The sequence below is a fragment of the Vallitalea pronyensis genome (genome assembly GCF_018141445.1).
Taxonomy (GTDB): domain Bacteria; phylum Bacillota; class Clostridia; order Lachnospirales; family Vallitaleaceae; genus Vallitalea; species Vallitalea pronyensis.
Genome location: NZ_CP058649.1, coordinates 955,032 through 971,828, shown reverse-complemented (window position 1 = coordinate 971,828; position 16,797 = coordinate 955,032). Strand labels below are relative to the sequence as shown.

At 36.0% G+C, this 16,797-nt stretch carries 17 protein-coding genes; all 17 read right to left on the bottom strand.

Going from position 1 to position 16,797, the window contains the following annotated elements:
* Positions 1-119: 119 nt before the first annotated feature.
* The 17 genes from HZI73_RS04080 to rpsM all read right to left on the bottom strand — a co-directional run bounded on the left by HZI73_RS04080 (position 120) and on the right by rpsM (position 16,589).
* A complete protein-coding gene (locus HZI73_RS04080; RefSeq protein ID WP_212696989.1) occupies positions 120-1,283 on the bottom strand; it encodes a DHHW family protein in 1,164 nt (387 codons plus the stop codon).
* Positions 1,284-1,298: 15 nt separating this feature from the next.
* Positions 1,299-2,717, bottom strand: coding sequence for an MBOAT family O-acyltransferase (locus HZI73_RS04075; protein WP_212696988.1), 1,419 nt, complete (start codon positions 2,715-2,717; stop codon positions 1,299-1,301).
* A complete protein-coding gene (locus HZI73_RS04070; protein ID WP_212696987.1) occupies positions 2,707-3,804 on the bottom strand; it encodes a GDSL-type esterase/lipase family protein in 1,098 nt (365 codons plus the stop codon). The genes HZI73_RS04075 and HZI73_RS04070 overlap by 11 nt, the downstream gene beginning before the upstream one ends.
* Before the next feature lie 19 nt (positions 3,805-3,823).
* Complete coding sequence (locus tag HZI73_RS04065) at positions 3,824-4,309, bottom strand: DUF4358 domain-containing protein (RefSeq protein WP_212696986.1); 486 nt, start codon at positions 4,307-4,309, stop codon at positions 3,824-3,826.
* A gap of 334 nt (positions 4,310-4,643) precedes the next feature.
* Entirely contained in the window at positions 4,644-6,653 is a 2,010-nt protein-coding gene (locus HZI73_RS04060; RefSeq protein WP_212696985.1) for a hypothetical protein, read from the bottom strand.
* A gap of 254 nt (positions 6,654-6,907) precedes the next feature.
* On the bottom strand, positions 6,908-7,300 hold the full coding sequence (gene rpsI, locus HZI73_RS04055) for a 30S ribosomal protein S9 (protein WP_212696984.1): 393 nt from the start codon (positions 7,298-7,300) through the stop codon (positions 6,908-6,910).
* Positions 7,301-7,327: 27 nt separating this feature from the next.
* Positions 7,328-7,762: a 50S ribosomal protein L13 gene (rplM, locus tag HZI73_RS04050; RefSeq protein ID WP_212696983.1), complete on the bottom strand. Its 435-nt coding sequence runs from the start codon at positions 7,760-7,762 to the stop codon at positions 7,328-7,330.
* 258 nt (positions 7,763-8,020) lie between these two features.
* Positions 8,021-9,157 (bottom strand): YibE/F family protein, encoded by a 1,137-nt coding sequence (locus HZI73_RS04045; RefSeq protein WP_212696982.1) that lies wholly within the window; start codon positions 9,155-9,157, stop codon positions 8,021-8,023.
* A gap of 129 nt (positions 9,158-9,286) precedes the next feature.
* Positions 9,287-10,024 (bottom strand): tRNA pseudouridine(38-40) synthase TruA, encoded by a 738-nt coding sequence (gene truA, locus HZI73_RS04040; protein ID WP_212696981.1) that lies wholly within the window; start codon positions 10,022-10,024, stop codon positions 9,287-9,289.
* Positions 10,025-10,152: 128 nt separating this feature from the next.
* Positions 10,153-10,944 (bottom strand): energy-coupling factor transporter transmembrane component T family protein, encoded by a 792-nt coding sequence (locus HZI73_RS04035; protein WP_212696980.1) that lies wholly within the window; start codon positions 10,942-10,944, stop codon positions 10,153-10,155.
* On the bottom strand, positions 10,941-11,801 hold the full coding sequence (locus tag HZI73_RS04030) for an energy-coupling factor transporter ATPase (protein WP_212696979.1): 861 nt from the start codon (positions 11,799-11,801) through the stop codon (positions 10,941-10,943). The genes HZI73_RS04035 and HZI73_RS04030 overlap by 4 nt, the downstream gene beginning before the upstream one ends.
* Positions 11,786-12,637 (bottom strand): energy-coupling factor transporter ATPase, encoded by an 852-nt coding sequence (locus HZI73_RS04025; protein ID WP_212696978.1) that lies wholly within the window; start codon positions 12,635-12,637, stop codon positions 11,786-11,788. Before HZI73_RS04025 ends, HZI73_RS04030 begins: the two co-directional genes overlap by 16 nt.
* Before the next feature lie 707 nt (positions 12,638-13,344).
* Entirely contained in the window at positions 13,345-13,881 is a 537-nt protein-coding gene (locus HZI73_RS04020) for a bL17 family ribosomal protein (protein ID WP_212696977.1), read from the bottom strand.
* Positions 13,882-13,997: 116 nt separating this feature from the next.
* Positions 13,998-14,957, bottom strand: a complete 960-nt coding sequence (locus HZI73_RS04015; RefSeq protein WP_212696976.1) for a DNA-directed RNA polymerase subunit alpha — start codon at positions 14,955-14,957, stop codon at positions 13,998-14,000.
* A 196-nt stretch (positions 14,958-15,153) separates the two neighbouring features.
* Positions 15,154-15,780 carry a 30S ribosomal protein S4 gene (gene rpsD / locus HZI73_RS04010; protein ID WP_212696975.1) on the bottom strand — a complete coding sequence of 209 codons (627 nt, stop codon included), beginning with the start codon at positions 15,778-15,780 and terminating at the stop codon, positions 15,154-15,156.
* A 23-nt stretch (positions 15,781-15,803) separates the two neighbouring features.
* Positions 15,804-16,199: a 30S ribosomal protein S11 gene (gene rpsK, locus HZI73_RS04005; protein ID WP_212696974.1), complete on the bottom strand. Its 396-nt coding sequence runs from the start codon at positions 16,197-16,199 to the stop codon at positions 15,804-15,806.
* Between the two features lie 21 nt (positions 16,200-16,220).
* Complete coding sequence (gene rpsM / locus HZI73_RS04000) at positions 16,221-16,589, bottom strand: 30S ribosomal protein S13 (RefSeq protein WP_212696973.1); 369 nt, start codon at positions 16,587-16,589, stop codon at positions 16,221-16,223.
* Positions 16,590-16,797: the final 208 nt, after the last annotated feature.

Genomic DNA, 16,797 nt, shown 5'->3' with positions numbered 1-16,797 from the left:
TTATCTCTATACTATATCGGCATATTGGTATTTTTATATAACACTTTGGTAATCAATTACCATTATTTTATTTAAATTGCATCCATCTTTCTACCCTACATTACGACATAAATTGCAGGTTACTCATCACCCATTTTTGCAGATTTATACATGTACGTTAGTTTTGAAGTGTTCTTGGTATTTAGAATCACATCAATACTGTACATAAATAGGATGTCATTGTAGTCTGATAACTGTAAATCACTTAAGATATCTGAATTTACATAACGCATATCAATGAGGGTAATCTTATCATAAGTATAGGTTAAGAACGGCACGAGACAATGAGCATAGGAGTCTTTAAATATAAGTAACTGTCTATCAGAAGGTGTTTTGGTTTTGATGGTAACTTTAGGCTGGTTTATACCTAAGAAATAGGTATATTTATCTTTTTTTGTAAGATACGCTTCAAAATATATACCTTCATGGGTTTGTTTATTCTCTCCATTGTATACGATAAATTCATCAATGTTATCATGGTCAATGGCCTTCATTACATCGGATTGAACATGATCAAAACCACTCTTGGTATGCAGTGACCCTTTAAAATCCTTTGACACTGTTTTTACATCCAAATCTTCATAAGGAACTGGTGTGAAATCCATGACCTGAGCCATTCTCTTATATGCAATATAAGCGCCATCCATTGTCCAGTGGTGGTCTGTTTGATAATAAATATAGTCATGTTTATAGGACAGTAAATCATCGTATATACCTATATTGTTCATGTAAGGCTCTGTCTGACCATATGTTTGTTGTATAAATGCCCATTGATTAAAGGTATGTGCATTGGGAGGCACTTTATAGGATTGTATGGCAGAAGCTGATGGAATCAACATAAAATAAACAGCCGATGACTCAGGCACATTCTTAGAGAATTGAATCATCTGGTGTATGTTGTCGTCACTGTAGTATTTGCCTTTATCCTTAACATTTTCAACCAAATATTTTGTGGATAGATAGATACCGTTATGTTCTTTGCGCCCCATAAGATAATCTGTCGTGACCTTCAACCTCACCCATTGATACCGATGGATAAAATGATCATTCAGATAGGTATCATATGCCCTTGTCAAGTTATTATGTACGAATTGGTCATAGGTTAATTGTGGCAATGGTTTCAAAAACCTGTTTTCTTCTTCTGAGAAAAGCTTCTTGTCACTTAGCAGGGTAGCTAGGGATAAACTGAAAATGATTGTAATAAACATGATGCTGACTATCCAATTGCTTATAGCTTGCTTCATATAGACCTCCTTTCGTTAGAACCTAAAGTACAGAAATGGGTTATAAGATGCATTGACAATATTGGCAATGGATAGTATAAACATCATTCCCAAGCCTATTGGTTCCACCAAAACACAGCATATGGAACTGCGGGTATGAAAAAACAGCTGCTGAACCACACGTCTAGGATAGCTTGTGGATGCCATGCACAATACAGCTATCAACTTGTTATACGATGCCATGTAATAGATAAAATCATGATCCACAATGCCATGATGGTGCATACCAAACATCCCTTGCAGATATTGACTCAATACCCGCCAGTCATCGAAGGCAAAAATAGCCCAACCCAGTATGACAAACAACATGGTGTATAGATGTGAACATACCTTTGGTAATCGACGAAGTACACCTAATAACCATCGTTTTTCAATGATTAACAAGATGGCATAATAGATTCCCCAGATAATAAAATTCCAAGAAGCACCATGCCAAATGCCTGTTAACATCCACACAATGACCATGTTTCTCATTTGAATTCTGAATCCCTTTCTATTGCCCCCAAGAGGAATATACACATATTCACGAAACCATGAGCTAAGGGATATATGCCATCTTGTCCAGAATTCGGTTATACTTCTAGACACATAGGGGTAATTGAAATTCTCATTAAAATGAAAACCGAACATCTTCCCAAGGCCAATAGCCATATCCGAGTAACCTGAAAAGTCAAAGTATATTTGAAAGGTATAAGCTATCATTCCAAGCCAAGCCGTTGCTACAGATAATTCTTGTAAGTGACTATTGGGGATGGTATCAAACAGATACCCAATGTTATTAGCTAAGAGAACTTTTTTAGCGAGACCGATAATAAAGCGCCTAACCCCGTCAGAAAATGTTTCAATGGTCACCTTTCGATCAACCATTTGTTTCGCAATACTGCTATAGGTAACAATAGGGCCGGCGATTAACTGAGGGAAGAGGGTCACGTAAGTGCCGAAGGCAATGATATTTTTTTGTACGGGTACTTTTCTTCTATACACATCAATGGTATAGGACATGGTTTGAAATGTGTAGAAAGATATCCCAATGGGTAATGCAACATCTAGAGCATGTAGGGATAAATCAAAAATAGTATTCATATTATGTATCAAAAAGTTTCCATATTTAAATACGCCTAGTAATCCGATATTGATGACCATGGATAGAGCTAAGAATAACTTCCCTCTTGTTTGTTGATTTCTTTGTAATGCCCTATCAATGACTATGCCATTGGTATAGTCGACCATGGTAGAAAACAACATGATGAGAATATATTTGGGTTCACCCCAAGCATAAAAAAATAAGCTCACCATAAACAAGATAAGGTTACGCATTTTTTTAGGTACCATAACATATAACATCAGTACCACAGGTAAAAAGTAAAAGATAAACGTAATACTGCTAAATACCATGCTTCATTCTGTCCTTCATTTTAATTGATGTTTCTTGGATTGTATGCCTTCTAATATAATCAAGCCATATTTCTGTATAGGTCTTATTTAGATGAATGCCATCTGTTGATGCCTCATCTGGTAAGACCCCTTTATCGTTAGCGACGCTTGCCCATGTATCCAGATAATGTATGTTCTCCTCCTTACACATGGTCATTATTTTCTCATTGAATCTCACAATATTATCATTGGTATATATGGTCGTTGATTCTGATTTCTTTTCCGATACAGGTAAAATAGCTTGTACATAAATGGTGGCATCTTCATTGTGTTGTTGTACGGTGTCTATGATATCTTGGTAGTAGTTTATGAATGTATCCAGAGATACCCAACCCAGTTCATTGGTGCCAAACATCAGATACACCTTGTCAAATGACTGTTTACTAAGAGCCTCTGGTATAGATATTTTTAACTGGTTGTCCTTCTGCTTAATAAATGTTTTGGTCAAAGCATTATTCACCAATAATCCCTCATGGGCATAAAAGGTAGCCCCTTTTGGTGCAGAAGCCAGATAAAGACCCTTGGTTCTTGAATTACCTATGAATAATGTCTTTTGAAAAAAATTGTCATCTATAGACTGATTTTCTTTAACAGTCATATCATTGGTCTTAACCTCTTGATTCAGAGCATCTGTTGGACTATCTGTAAAGGTGCTACTGGTCAGTTCCTTATGTTGTGTTGCCATATCATGCATAAACAGATTGTAAGGTTTATCTACTCCTATCTGTATACCATATTCCTTTTTCTTCATATCCATGGGCTTATCATTGTGGCTATCTTCATGAGCACTTACAGATGGTACACTGTTCTCTTTATGCATACCAAAAAAAACATTACCTGACATGTAATAAACCATGGCACAACTCAATACTAGGATACCTATACCGATGAACATTGCTTGTTTGTTATGTGGGCACCGCCTTCTTTTCAATCTAATAATAGAACAAATAAGATAATCTACCAGGATACAAGGCAACAGTAAAATCCACTTAAGTATGTATAGGATGTTTTTTATTATTTTATTTTGTCTTCTTTTTTTATACGTCATGTCATCTTCCCCTCTATGTCTACCCAATGACATTATCAATAACGTCTAATGCTTTATCTGGATTATTAGAGATACATAAGATCACATATTGCCCACGTTGCTCAATCCGTTTATTTTCTAAGCGTGTTAATTCTTCTGGCCGATATGTAGCAAAAGACTCTTCTTGGTCTGCGATTCTGGTTTGAATGGATGCCATCATATCTTCAACCTTGTCCTTTTCACGAGCTTTAAATATGGCTATTTCCTCCGTGGTGGCACCAGAACTGACATACACCAAGTAAGCATCCACATCCTCTTTTTCCAGAGGATATAAATCAAATACAACGGCCTCTTCTGCTTTTATTAATGCCTCGAATCCTAGTTCCTCCTGTAATTGGTCTGCAAGCTTTTGCATATCAAAATCTTTTACGTCATCCTCTTTTTTTGAGGAACACCCAGCTGCTATGCTTAGCAATAGCATGAATAGCAGACCAATCCTTACTCTTTTTTTATAACCCATCATCATTCATCCTCCCATGTTTCTTATTATAAATTAATGTCTATTAGTTAGATAACATGAACAGGCTAAAAGTTTCATCAGACGACAATATTTATGAAATAACTTGAAATTAATAGGGTATATCTGGATATGATGTATCTAATTATATTTTTTAGCGCTATAATATTCGTCTAATCTGTTCTTAACAAAGCGACTAATCTCGTCTTGCTAAGCAAGTTGCTTCGTATAGAAAGTCCTTGACGCATATGGAAACACTTCAATTTCACACGCAACATCAAGGATTTTCATATAAAACAAAAAAAGCCCCTCAACCACGAATGATTGAGGGACACATCTTCTCTTACCAGTCAATACATGAACTCTTTGTCATGCTATCTGTATTGGTTACAAGCCTAATTGTTGTTTCATCAACAATTTCTAAAATAGCAGCTCTTTCATAAGGCAGCTCAACATATTTACTCGTCAATGATTCCATCTCCATGATAAGCATTTTATTTGTATCACCTACATGCAAGTAAAAATATTGATCATGCCAAAAATCATAGTACTGATATAATGGAATTGTAAAATCTTTTTTTACCGTTATTTCTGCTATAACTTCATGCTTGATATTTCTAACTTTCAGTGTATTGGATTTTAAGTCTGAAAAAATCATATATTGATAATGAGGTGAAATGGATACTATCTTTTCATTTGTTATAACATTTATCTGCTTACCTGATTTTATATTATAGATATAGGTATTGATGGCATGTTTTTCTCCACCTGCAATAGCTACATGTTCATCATCAACCCAATATAATTCGTAGTAAGCTAGAAACCCAATTAATGGTTTATACTTAATAGCTATCTCACTTATAGTATTTAAGTTTTCATCTATCAACATAAGATAAGACGACTCTTTATCGTAATTATAACGTAACCCAATTAACTGATTTGTATGTTCATTATACTTAATCACGTCTATATCCAATGTGTTATTATCTACCTTGCTAACAACCTCCAATGTTTCCATGTCTATTTTCATCAGATTTGATTCTAGTAAGATATACGCGTATTTGTCTCTTTTTCTTACATCTTCATAGTTAAAGACATATAAAGCGTCTTCACTCATCAATTGATGATGCACATAATCATAAATAAAGGTATAATACCCCCATTCACCTTGTATACCCACTATCAATTTATTAGATGCCTTCCATATTTGACCAATACTAAAACAATAATGTTTAATCATTCCAATTTGTTCTTCTTGTAAGGTATTAAGGTTAAAATCAATAATGCTCTGTTTGGGCAACTTATGAAATCCATATATTTCAGGATAAGTATAATGATACAAACCATCAAATCCTTGGTAATGATGAATAACCTCATAGTAAATGGCACCATTTAATTGGATAAACCCATTAAAATTAATAGCGTAATCTATTCCTTCAGCCATATTGGTTATATACATGTTTAATATGTATTGATCTTGCCATGTAAATTGAACGTCTGGCAACTGGCTTTCACTTTCTAATCCAACTAAATTATCCAATAGTGCAGCTTCAATTGCTTCTTGATTCTGAGCTTCTTCAAATATAATATCCACATTCAGATAATCATCTACTATATCACCCGTATAAAATAATTCTTGGGTATGTTCTTTGTTATATCGTATAATATCATATTTCATTTTACTATAACCAGATTCTATTAAGACGTCTTCTACTAATGAGTACCCAACGATATTCAAATCTTCACTTTTAAACTCAAATGCATCGTCTATGGGAACTAACATTTGAAGTGTATTGTTTTCAATTACGCAGTTGGCATACATATACAAATCATCTAATGTATTTAAAAGTTCTTTAGATAGTTCAACATTGTTCTTTGGGGTAATTTCTACTAGTAGTTTATCAGACCAATGTGAACCCGTTATTTTACATGTATTGGGCAATTGTATATTGCTGTTTTCATTCTGAGTGTTTAGGTGAATCTTAACCTGAAGTGGCTCCAATTCTTTTTTATTTGATGCTTCATCTTTATTTAAACCCTTATCCTGTATTGGAACGTCACTATTGTCTTTTTCACCTTTCATACCATCTATTATTGGGGTTTCCTCTACTGTTTTTTCAGCATTAAAGGCCACTTCAGCATCTTCATTTTCTGAAGCTAATTGATTGTTAAGCTCAACATCATGATTATTATTATCTAAATGGTCTTCTGCGGATGAAAGCTCATTCATCTCTTTTTCAATGCTATGTGTATTTCCTTCATCATCAGGATTACTTTTATGCTGTTCTTTACTATATGTACACCCACAAAGACTTATTATAATGATCACTAATAGTATCAATTGTTTATTCATCTATTCCCTCCACCCTACTCTCAAAAATAACGCTTACCTTAAAAGAGTTTACTCATTTACCTTTACTTACGATAACATCTCTACTTTATTCCCGATAGCTACAACCCTATATTACTACTCTTGTGTTTGCTTGTCTAGCATGATAGAAATTGATCTTTCTTATAAACTGGTTTTTATTCCTATTATTTGTTTATTTTTATTCATGTAAAAATCCCTCAAACATGACTGTCTGAGGGATTGTAATTTGAAATAAATTATCTCTTTGAGAACTGAGGTGCACGTCTTGCAGCCTTGAGTCCGTATTTCTTTCTTTCCTTCATTCTTGGGTCTCTTGTTAAGAAACCTGCTTTTTTAAGAGCTGGACGGAATTCATCATCTGCTTGTAATAATGCTCTTGAGATACCATGACGAATAGCACCTGCTTGACCTGTGAATCCACCACCGTGCACGTTAACAAGCACATCAAACTTATCTGCTGTATGTGTTAATGCTAAAGGCTGGCGAATGGTTACTTTTAATGTTTCATAACCACAGTAATCATCTATATCTCTTTTATTAATCGTAATTTTACCTGTTCCAGGAACTAAGTAAACTCTTGCTACACTATGCTTTCTACGACCTGTACCGTAATATTTTAATTCAGCCAATTCTATTCCTCCTTTCAGTATGGAACACTAGTATTTAATTTCTAATACTTCAGGTTTTTGAGCTGCATGGTTATGCTCAGTACCTCTATATACACGTAACTTCTTAAGCATTTTGCTACCTAATTTGTTCTTTGGAAGCATACCTTTTACTGCATGCATAACAACTTCTTCAGGTTTGTTTTTCATCATTTCTTTATATGGAACCTCTTTTAATCCACCTGGATGTCCAGTGTGCCATCTATATAATTTCTGCTCTAATTTCTTACCAGTTAACACAACTTTATCTGCATTAATGATAATAACGTGATCGCCAGTATCAACATGTGGTGTATAGACAGGCTTATGCTTTCCGATTAATACTTTCGCTACTTCTGATGTTAAACGTCCTAATGTGTGACCTTCAGCATCAACGATATACCATTTTCTCTCAACTGTTTCAGCTTTTGCCATAAAAGTTTTCATCGAGTTCCCTCCTTATTCAGTTCATTTTCTCATGTATTTTAAAACCCGGGGCTATTGGATTTCAATTTACAACTCACGCTACAATATTATAGTACAACCAGCCAGGTGTGTCAAGTGATTTTTAATAAATTCCTTTAATTATAGCCTATTCAATAGGTTATCTTGAATGGCAGATAGATATTTCTCCATAAAACCATTATAATCATGTAAATAATGGCAGCAGAACCCCATCATCAATGCCTTAAAAGAGACATATTGTTACATGGCATCATAGTCTGTTTTAGCAAGTAATGCTGATACAATTGCCGTAATAGGTATGGATATAATCAGTCCGATGGTTCCTGCCATGGCTCTTACAATTTCTGTGGATATTTGATCCATATTGATAATATGTGCAAAAGACATGTCATTCACCATAAATAACAACATGAGACATAAGGACGTACCAGCATAAGCTAATATAAGTGTATTGGACATGGTGCCCATCACATCTTTTCCAATGTTCATACCTGATTTGAATAATTGACCAACGGACATGAGAGGATTATTTGATTTTAATTCTGTAATGGATGAGGATATGGACATACAAACATCCATTACCGCACCAAGTGTCCCTAATAAAATACTGGCAAATAAGATGCCTTTAAAATCCAATTGCAACGTATCTGTGGCAAATAACAGCATCTGGGCTTCTGTTGTCCCAAGACCTGATAAACTACCATAATAGCCAACGATTAATGCAATGATTCCTGCAATAAGGACCCCTGATAATGTGCCTATTATAGCCGATATAGCCTTACGGTTAAAACCACCAATAATAAACATGGTGATGATGGTTACCACAAGTGATACAAGGATTGATATAAGGATTGGATCTTGCCCATTAATAATGCCCCGTAACATATAGTAGACACCTACAATGGTAATACCCAGTGTAATCAAGGTTTTAAGTCCTTGTAGACGACCAATCCCTAATGTGAGTAGAATAAATATCACAACCAGCAAAATAAGATACCGGTCCCGTTTTACCTTATCAATATAGCCACGTACTATATTGCCTTTTTCATCTCTTTCAATCCGGCAATACAATTCGTCTCCCACTTTTGCATCTAAACTGGTTCCCATGATACCATCTGTGGTATTGTATACTTCGATTAACTGACCCTTATCTGGTCCTTTTAAAAGTTTTACTTTAAGGACCTGTATTTTTTGTATGTAATCGCCACCAGATGTTTCTAATACTTCTTGTTCATCTCTTAGTATGGCTAGTACTTTTCCCGGTATAATCTCATCTGTTTCTTCATATTGATCATTGGGTGAAGCCCCATATACATCTTGTGTCAAAAACCCTAAACTTAACAGTGCCACGAAAAAAAACATTATTTTATATCGCACACTAATCGCCTCCTTAACAATCCCTTCAACGTTGTTATGTTTGTTAATAACCCTCTTATTGCTTCATCTTTTTATTTAGTTTCTTTATTTTCTTCATCATCTTATTCATAGCTTCTCTTATGTTATCCATTATGCATATTGAATGGCAGCTAATGTTAACCCTTTGGCTGGAGCTGTCACACCTGCTTGCTCACGATTTAGTGACGCTATAATCGATTGCATGCTGTCTGGTTCTCTTTTACCCAGTCCAATATCTAATAGTGTCCCAACAATGATGCGAACCATGTTATATAGAAAGCCATTACCCTTGATGGTTATATGAATACACCCATTATAAGTGGCAACATCACATTGATAGATTTCACGAACTGTTGACTTCACGCTGCTTCCTGCTGAACAAAAAGCTTTGAAATCATGTCTACCAATGAGGTACTGAGCACCTGTCTGCATCTTATCTACATGTAATGACTTAGGGTAAAAATACGCATATCGGGTATATTGAGGCACTGGAAATGGTCCATTATAGATTTTATACACATAGGTTTTATCTATTGCTTGATACCTTGGGTGAAAATCCTCTGGTACTTCCTGAGCATGGGTGATAACGATATCATTCGGTAAATAAGCGTTCAGTGCATAAGGTATACGATCATCTGGTATGGTGGTATCCACTTCTATGACAGCAACTTGTCCTAAAGCATGAACACCTGTGTCCGTTCGACTTGCTCCTACACATTTTATTTCCCGGGAAAACAATTTATGACAGGCTTCTTGAATTTTCTGTTGTACGGTCACAGCATTATTTTGAATCTGCCAACCACAGTAATTGCTTCCATCATATGCCATTGTTAACTTAATCTTTTTCATCCAATCACCAGTCTTTACTGTGAATACCTTTTTAAAATCTTGTTTATCACAATATCCATAACTACTAGTACATGCACTCATTTTCATTATAGACACAATTCCTCATTTGTAATTATGTCAACTTATGTTTATAAAATAATCATAACAACAATGTACGTTACCATTAAGGTTATAGCTACTGCATCATACTTGGAATACTGTAATTGTTTCATCCTGGTTCGCCCTTCACCACCACGATAACATCTCGCTTCCATGGCAAGTGCCAAATCATCTGCACGTCTAAAGGCAGATATAAATAACGGCACGAGTAAAGGTATTAGACTCTTTGCCCTTTTGAGAATGCCACCGGATTCAAAATCTGCTCCTCTTGCCATCTGAGCTTTCATAATTTTATCTGTCTCCTCTAAGAGTATGGGAATAAATCTTAGAGCAATGGTCATCATCATGGCTATCTCATGAGCTGGTATCTTAATCTTCTTTAGAGGATTTAAAGCATGCTCTATCCCATCAGTTAATTGAATAGGAGACGTTGTTAAAGTCAAAATGGATGACCCAATAATCAGGAAAATCAATCTGGCTGCCATAAAAGCGGCATAAATTAACCCTTCTTGATATATTTTAACCCGCCCAAGCTCAAGCACCAAATGTTCACCCCTAGTGAAAAACACATTTAGTACCACGGTGAGTATAATAATGATAAATATAGATCGCAGGCCTTTTAACATAAATTTTAATGGCACTTTAGAAATACGTATCACGAGGGTTAAAAAAACAAAAGCTGTTAAATATCCCCAAAAGCTATTGGTTAAAAATAAGGATATAATAAATCCCAACGTACACAGTAACTTCATACGTGGGTCCAATCGATGAATATAGGAATCAACAGGATAATACTGACCAATTGTTATGTCTCTTATCATAAGTTCACACCCTTACCTAGCATCTTCATAAGTTCGTCATATGCCTCTTTAATCGTTGTGACTTCAGGAGAGACATGATAACCTTTATCTGTCAGTTCCCGCATCAGGTAGGTCACTTGAGGCACACCTAGCCCCATTTTTTCCAATGACTCAATGTGCTGAAAAACTTTTTTTGGTGCATCATCATACTTGATGTGACCTCTGTCCATAACAATGATACGATCCACATATTTACCAATATCTTCCATGCTGTGGGACACAAGAATAACCGTAATCCCTAATTCATCATGGAGCTTCTTAATTTCTTCTAGAATTTCATCCCGACCTCTAGGATCTAACCCTGCAGTAGGTTCATCCAATATCAAGACATCAGGCTTCATGGCTAAAACTCCTGCTATAGCTACCCGCCGCTTCTGACCTCCAGACAGCTCAAAAGGAGACTTCTCATAAACCTCTTCCGATAACCCAACAATATGAAGGGCTTCTTTCACACGACTATCCACTTCTGAAGCATTAAGCCCCATGTTTACAGGCCCAAAGGATACATCCTTGTATACTGTCATTTCAAACAGCTGATGCTCTGGATACTGAAACACAAGCCCCACTTTCTGTCTGATATCACTTAGTTTCACGTCTTCTCCATGTATATCCTCACCCTGCACATACACATTGCCTTCAGAAGGTTTAAAAAGCCCGTTAAAGTGCTGAATCAGCGTAGATTTACCTGAACCTGTATGACCAATAAGCCCAACAAATTCTCCATTATCTATCTCTAAGGTAACCCCATCAAGTGCTTTCTTTTCAAATGGCGTTCCTTCACTGTATACATAACTCAAGTTCTCTATTTTAATTGACATAAGGCATCAACCATTTCCTTTACATTAAGTATATTAGCAGGAATCTCAAATCCCTGTTTCCTTAGCATATACGTCAGCTCTGTTACTTGAGGCACATCCAATCCAAGTGCCTTCATCTTATCCACGCGTACAAAAACATCTTCCGGTTTCCCTTGCATGGCAATCTTTCCTTCATCCATCACATAAATACGATCCGCCTCTATAGCTTCTTCCATATAATGGGTAATGAGAATAATCGTTATACCCTCTTCTTTATTCAATCGCTTAACCGTATCAATGACTTCCTTCCTACCAGAAGGATCCAACATAGCCGTAGGCTCATCCAATATAATACACTCAGGCCGCATGGCAAGCACACCTGCTATAGCAATACGCTGTTTCTGACCACCCGATAGCTTATTAGGCGAATGCGTCCGATACATCTTCATATCTACCGTATCTAACGCCTCATCTACCCTCTTCCTAATCTTAACAGGCGGAGTCCCAATATTCTCAGGCCCAAAAGCCACATCTTCCTCAACCACCGTAGCAATAATCTGATTATCCGGATTCTGAAACACCATCCCCGCAGCCTGCCTAATATGCCAAACATCCTCCGGATTACTCGTATCCATCCCCTTCACCCACAAAGTCCCCTCTGTAGGTAACAACAAAGCATTCAAATGCTTCGCCATGGTCGACTTCCCCGAACCATTATGCCCAAGAATCACCACAAACTCACCCTCATTAATCTCCATATCCACCTGGTCAAGAGCCTTCTTCTTAAAAGCCAACTCACCAAGATCATCATGGGTATGGTACTCATAAACCAAACCCCTAGAACGTATCATTTCCATCTTATCAAACACCACCTAACGCAGTATGTTCATCCATTTATTATAATTATCTATTCTACTATACATCGGTACAATAAAAGATACAATCATTATTTAATTTAGTCCATTAAGTATAATCCCTTAGCAATAAGCAATAAAAGCCCCTACCACTCACATCATTACCACTTAATTTTCCTTTTATTAAACTTAAATACCTACATCATTATCATTCACATATCCCCAAATCCTCAAATCCAAATAACAATTTAACATTATTTATAAATCACCCATTATGTTCTACAATGACCAAATCAATTTCAATGTAACCCATTAAAACCACATAACTCATTAAGCCACTTTTACATAACGTAGCCCAGTAGCTGACTAACTATATACAAAAAAAGTGATGTTTAAATATTTCTTAGAAAATCTTAGTGAATGAAGATATATTTTACGTTAAGAACCTTAATTGTCTGACCGAAGGGAGTTTTAAGGTTTAGTAAAATCTATCGAAATGAACTTAGTTTTTCTTGAAATATTTAACATGAACTGTTTTGTATATAGTTAGTTAGCTACGAACGTCTTGCACTCCCCTAAAACTCATCTCACCAATCCTATCTATCCCCACACTAACAAACAAAACACCATTCTATCCCCAAACGACAATCTAAAATAAGGGATTAAGCCACTACTGCCTTAATCCCTATCCTAATTAGCTAAATATAAATCTACACTAATTCAATAATTACTTCCTCAGCACCGTCACCTCTACGAGGTCCCATCTTAATGATTCTTGTATAACCACCATTACGGTCTGCATACTTAGGAGCAATTTCATCAAATAACTTATCCACTAAATTCACTTGCTTTGTGTTTGCTTTTTTACCAGCATTCTTTGCAGGCACTTCTTTTACTGGATATAATACCTTAAGTATTTGTCTACGTGCATGTAATCTTGTTGCACTATCTTTTTTAACTGTCTTCTCAACGTTCTCAAATTGAGTCACTTTCTTACCATCAACGACTTCTTTTACACGCTTACCATCAGCAGTCTTTTTAGGTACTTTTTGAGTAACAGTTACTGTTTCATAATTATCTCTTTCCTTAACGGATAGAGCTATAAGTTTTTCAGCAATTTTACGAACTTCTTTCGCTTTACTTACAGTTGTTGTAATTTTACCATGATAAATCAAGTTAGTCACTTGGTTTCTCAGTAAAGCTTTTCTTTGTGAAGAAGTTCTGCCAAGCTTTCTGTATCCTGCCATCTTTGCTTAACCTCCTTTTCCCAGATGCTACTACCATAAGTCATTCCAAACCTTAAGGGCTATAGCAACTTATTAAAGATATCACTACGATCGATATATTTAAAAATATACGTTATTTACTCATCACTAGGTTTTAATGCTAAACCTAATTCTTTTAATTTCGCTAGTACTTCCTCTAATGATTTACGACCGAGATTACGCACTTTCATCATATCTTCCGATGTTCTATTTGTAAGCTCTTCAACGGTGTTAATACCTGCACGCTTTAAACAATTATAAGAACGAACAGATAATTCCAGTTCATCAATGCTCATTTCAAGCACTTTTTCTTTTTCATCATCTTCTTTTTCAACCATAACTTCAGCGTTCTTAGCATTCTCAGATAAATCAATGAATAGATTTAAATGTTCACTAAGTACCTTTGCTGCTAAACTTACAGCTTCATCAGGAGATAACGTACCATTAGTCCATACTTCAAGGGTTAATTTATCATAGTCTGTGATTTGCCCTACACGGGTATTCTCAACAATGATATTAACTCTCTCTACTGGTGTATAAATGGAATCCACTGGAATGACACCAATTGGTTGATCCTCTGATTTATTCTTGTCAGCACTAATGTAACCTCTGCCCTTCGTAATGGTAAGCTCCATAAAGAGTTTACTGTCTGCACCACCACTAAGCGTAGCAATTGGCAAGTCAGGATTAACGATTTCAATATCAGGATCTGCTTGTATGTCAGCAGCAGTTACGATACCTTCACCTTCAAACTCAATATACGCTACCTTTGGCTCTGGGCTATCACTATTATTCTTAATAGATAAGTTTTTGAGATTCATAATCACTTCTGCTACATCTTCTTTGACACCTGGAATTGAAGAAAATTCGTGTAACACACCTTCAATTTTAACACTACTAATGGCAGCACCAGGTAAAGATGATAACATAATACGACGTAGGGAATTCCCTAGAGTTGTTCCATAACCTCTTTCAAGAGGTTCTATCACAAAACGTCCATATCGATTATCTTCAGCTATCTCAACAATATCTATTTTAGGTTTTTCAAAATCAAACATTCAATGACCCTCCTTGTTTTCATTGTATTACCATAGGAATTTATACCTGTATAAATACCTTTCCTATGTAGACTCTAGCGCTTGATGCGCGATGTCCTTGCTTCTGAGGGTAGTAAACATCAAGTCAAATAATCGTGCACTTTTCCTTGACTGTTATACACGTCGTATAGAGAATCTAGCTTATGCTAGAAACCTATTATTTTGAATATAACTCGACGATTAGTGTCTCTTCGATATTTGAATCAATTTGCTCTCTTGTTGGAAGAGATACTATTTTGATTACCTTGTTCTCGATATCTACATCTAACCATTCTGGAACAATTCTTGAGCCTGTAGTCTCAACAATATCTTTAAATCTTTGAATACTTAAAGATTTCTCTTTTACTTCTATTACATCGCCTGGCTTTACTAAGTAAGATGGAATGTTCACTTTCTTACCATTAACTGTAATATGATTATGACGAACCACTTGTCTAGCCTCTGTTCTTGAACGTCCAAGACCAGCTCTATATACGGCATTGTCCAAACGTGACTCTAATAATATCAGTAAGTTTTCACCTGTAATGCCTTTTTTTCTATCTGCTTCAGCAAAGTAGTTTCTAAATTGTGTTTCTAAAACACCATAGATTCTTTTTGCTTTTTGCTTTTGTCTCAACTGCAAACCATATTCAGAAACCTTAGAACGTCTCTTACCGTGGTCTCCAGGAGCATAAGGTCTACGGTCTATAGCACATTTTCCTGTATAACATCTTTCACCTTTTAAGAAAAGTTTTTCACCTTCTCTACGGCAAAGTCTACACACTGCACCTCTATATCTTGCCATTTAATATTACACCTCCTAGCCAATTATACTCTTCTACGTTTTGGTGGACGACATCCATTATGTGGCACTGGTGTTACGTCTTTAATGCTTGTTACGTCTAAACCAGCAGCTTGAAGCGCTCGAATAGCAGCTTCTCTACCTGAACCAGGTCCTTTTACCAAAACTTCTACTGTTTTCAAACCGTGAATCATTGCTGCTTTCGCAGCTGTATCTGCAGCCATCTGAGCCGCAAAAGGAGTTGATTTTCTAGATCCTCTGAAACCAAGTCCTCCAGCACTTGCCCATGAAATGGCATTTCCTTGTGCATCAGTCAACGTAACAATGGTATTGTTAAATGTTGATTTGATATGCGCTTGTCCACGCTCTATATGCTTCTTCACGCGTCTTTTGGTCCCTTTTCTGGACACTTTCTTTGCCATCAATCAAACCTCCCTTATGGGTTATTTTTTCTTATTAGCTACTGTTCTCTTAGGTCCTTTTCTTGTACGAGCATTTGTTTTCGTTTTCTGACCTCGACAAGGCAGACCTCTTCTATGACGGATACCACGATAACATCCGATTTCCATTAAACGCTTAATGTTTAATGCTCTTTCTCTTCTAAGATCACCTTCAACCATTTGAGAGTTATCGATAATCTCACGAATCTTAGCTGTCTCTTCGTCTGTTAAATCTCTTACCCTTGTATCTGGATTAATACCCGCTTCTTTTAATATACGATTAGAACTTGCTCTACCAATACCATAGATATAAGTAAGACCAATCTCTACACGCTTTTCTCTTGGTAAGTCAACACCAGCAATACGAGCCATGTGTACATTACACCTCCAATTTAAAGATAGAAATAAATAAAGACTTGCAGCGGTGAAATATGCCAGGTTCTATTTATTCCATTATTGATAGATAATATTAAATGATTTAGTGAGAATCATTTAATGGATTTTCTTCATCAATTAGTGACCCCTTGAACAACACATCCAGGTGAGTCATTAATCAGCCGCTATATCTTACTTCTCAAGA

Bases quoted from the DNA above. Each gene is read 5' to 3' on its own strand.
- rplM (WP_212696983.1), bottom strand. From the start codon at position 7,762: ATGAAAACTTTTATGGCAAAAGCTGAAACAGTTGAGAGAAAATGGTAT.
- rpsK (WP_212696974.1), bottom strand. From the start codon at position 16,199: ATGGCAAAGAAAGTGTCCAGAAAAGGGACCAAAAGACGCGTGAAGAAG.
- rpsD (WP_212696975.1), bottom strand. From the start codon at position 15,780: ATGGCAAGATATAGAGGTGCAGTGTGTAGACTTTGCCGTAGAGAAGGT.
- HZI73_RS04060 (WP_212696985.1), bottom strand. From the start codon at position 6,653: ATGAATAAACAATTGATACTATTAGTGATCATTATAATAAGTCTTTGT.
- truA (WP_212696981.1), bottom strand. From the start codon at position 10,024: ATGAAAAAGATTAAGTTAACAATGGCATATGATGGAAGCAATTACTGT.
- HZI73_RS04035 (WP_212696980.1), bottom strand. From the start codon at position 10,944: ATGATAAGAGACATAACAATTGGTCAGTATTATCCTGTTGATTCCTAT.
- HZI73_RS04030 (WP_212696979.1), bottom strand. From the start codon at position 11,801: ATGTCAATTAAAATAGAGAACTTGAGTTATGTATACAGTGAAGGAACG.
- HZI73_RS04080 (WP_212696989.1), bottom strand. From the start codon at position 1,283: ATGAAGCAAGCTATAAGCAATTGGATAGTCAGCATCATGTTTATTACA.
- HZI73_RS04075 (WP_212696988.1), bottom strand. From the start codon at position 2,717: ATGGTATTTAGCAGTATTACGTTTATCTTTTACTTTTTACCTGTGGTA.
- HZI73_RS04020 (WP_212696977.1), bottom strand. From the start codon at position 13,881: ATGGCAGGATACAGAAAGCTTGGCAGAACTTCTTCACAAAGAAAAGCT.
- HZI73_RS04015 (WP_212696976.1), bottom strand. From the start codon at position 14,957: ATGTTTGATTTTGAAAAACCTAAAATAGATATTGTTGAGATAGCTGAA.
- HZI73_RS04065 (WP_212696986.1), bottom strand. From the start codon at position 4,309: ATGATGATGGGTTATAAAAAAAGAGTAAGGATTGGTCTGCTATTCATG.
- HZI73_RS04070 (WP_212696987.1), bottom strand. From the start codon at position 3,804: ATGACGTATAAAAAAAGAAGACAAAATAAAATAATAAAAAACATCCTA.
- HZI73_RS04025 (WP_212696978.1), bottom strand. From the start codon at position 12,637: ATGGAAATGATACGTTCTAGGGGTTTGGTTTATGAGTACCATACCCAT.
- rpsM (WP_212696973.1), bottom strand. From the start codon at position 16,589: ATGGCTCGTATTGCTGGTGTTGACTTACCAAGAGAAAAGCGTGTAGAG.